The organism is Novosphingobium sp. HII-3 (assembly GCF_002916655.1).
Taxonomy (GTDB): domain Bacteria; phylum Pseudomonadota; class Alphaproteobacteria; order Sphingomonadales; family Sphingomonadaceae; genus Novosphingobium; species Novosphingobium panipatense.
In genome coordinates this window covers 1-1,777 of sequence record NZ_PPSM01000069.1, presented here as the reverse complement: position 1 = coordinate 1,777, position 1,777 = coordinate 1, and the positions used below count along the sequence as shown (strand labels likewise).

Genomic DNA, 1,777 nt, shown 5'->3' with positions numbered 1-1,777 from the left:
CTGCCTCCCGATGTGCAGTCTCGGCACGCAGCAGGTCGGCCAGCATCTCCATGATCGTTCTGTCGCGGCGGATGCCATTGGTGACGGCATCATCGAAGGCAGTGACCATGCCCTTGAGCCCCAGCCCCTTGAGGGCTGCCACAATCTCATGCCGCTGCATTGAGGCCTCGCACCGTGTCGTAGCGGGCGCAGTCTGCAATCGGCGGATGCTTGAGCTTCAGGTTGACGACGACGTCCATGGTCTGGTCATCGCGAGGCTCACGCCGGCGGGACAGGATGTTGAGGATGACCTCGTCGCTGACCGTTCCTGCGCTGAGGGCCTCGGCGACTGCGGCTTCAACAACCTCGAGGCCGTCGTCGGGAATGGCGGCCAGGACGCGGACGAAGCGGCGATCCGCATCATCGCCCTTGCCCAGCTTGCGCCGCAGTTGGGCCAGTGCAGGTGGGAGAGCCCAGTCCTGGAAGGGGGCGCCATTGCGCAACGCACCGGGCTTGCGGGCGAGGATGGGCAGGTAATGCCACGGATCGAAGATCGTCTGGTTCCGACCGAAGACCCGTTCGTGTTCGGCAACGACAGCGCCGTCGCAGCGGATCACGATGCGCGTTGCGTAGGCGCGCACCTGCACAGCTTGATGGGCCGCCTTTGCCATCACCGAATACCGATTGCGATCGAAGCTCACGAGGCACGTCGAACTGGCTACGTGTTCGCTCTCGAAGAACCCGTCGAAGGGGACCGGTAGCGGTTGCAGCATGGGAAGCTCCGCCTCCAGCGCCTGCGCGATCGTCATATCTGCCTGGTCAGGATGCTGGTTGCGTTCCGCCCAGCGACGGCACTCGGCCTCCAGCCAGATGTTCAGCTCCTCGAGGCTGGCAAAGCGCAGGCGCGGCTTGAACAGGCGCTCCCTGCTAGTCTGAACCTGGTTCTCGACCTGCCCCTTCTCCCACCCTGCGGCAGGACTGCAGGCCACCGGCTCGACGCGATAGTGGTCCGTCATGATCAGGAACCGCCGGTTGAACAGGCGTTCCTTGCCGGTGAACACCGTCGTCACAGCCGTCTTCATGTTGTCGTAGATGCCGCGCGTCGGAACCCCGCCGAAGAACGCAAAGGCGCGGGAATGTGCGTCGAACACCATCTCCTGCGTCTCGCGAGGATATGCACGGACGAATGGTGCCCGTGACCAGCATAATCGCATATGAGCGACCTTCACCCGCATCGGCTTGCCCGCGATCTCGACATCCTCGTGGCTCCAGTCGAACTGGTAAGCCTCGCCTGGCCTGTACATCAATGGGATGAACACCTTCCCCATATCGCCGGCGTCGGCGCGACGCTCACGCTTCCAGCGCGCGGCATAGCGCCGCACAGCGTCATAGGAGCCGCCGAACCCTTCGCGCTGAAGCAGATCATGGATCCTCGTCATACGAAGCCGGTCACGCCGGGGCAGCCCTTCATTCTGCTCGAGCAATTCTTCAAGACGAGCACTGAAAGGTCCGGTCCGCGGCCGGTGCTGTTCCTTACGCTCGTAACTGGCGTCCGCGTCCGGTGCCCGGACCGCCTTGCGCACCGTGTTGCGCGATAGCCGCAAATCCCGCGCTATCGCCTTGATAGGCTTCCCGTCCCGGTGCTCCCGACGGATCCTCGCAATCGTCTCCACAACCAACATCCCTGTACCCGCCGTCCGGAACCCAAACGGCGGCGCTTCTCATGATGAGATGAAGGGGGTCAATTTTAGACGCCGATCACCCCGCTAAGGGGGTCAATTTTGCACGCCGCTCCACA

At 63.4% G+C, this 1,777-nt stretch carries 1 protein-coding gene and 1 pseudogene; both read right to left on the bottom strand.

Going from position 1 to position 1,777, the window contains the following annotated elements:
- A pseudogene (locus tag C2R25_RS18070) lies at positions 1-160 on the bottom strand (ATPase); the annotation flags it as partial.
- The gene (gene istA / locus C2R25_RS18065) at positions 147-1,661 is read right to left on the bottom strand and encodes an IS21-like element ISSsp4 family transposase (protein WP_103730510.1); all 1,515 of its coding nucleotides are present in this window, start codon (positions 1,659-1,661) and stop codon (positions 147-149) included. The gene istA and the pseudogene C2R25_RS18070, both read right to left, overlap by 14 nt.
- Positions 1,662-1,777 lie beyond the last annotated feature (116 nt).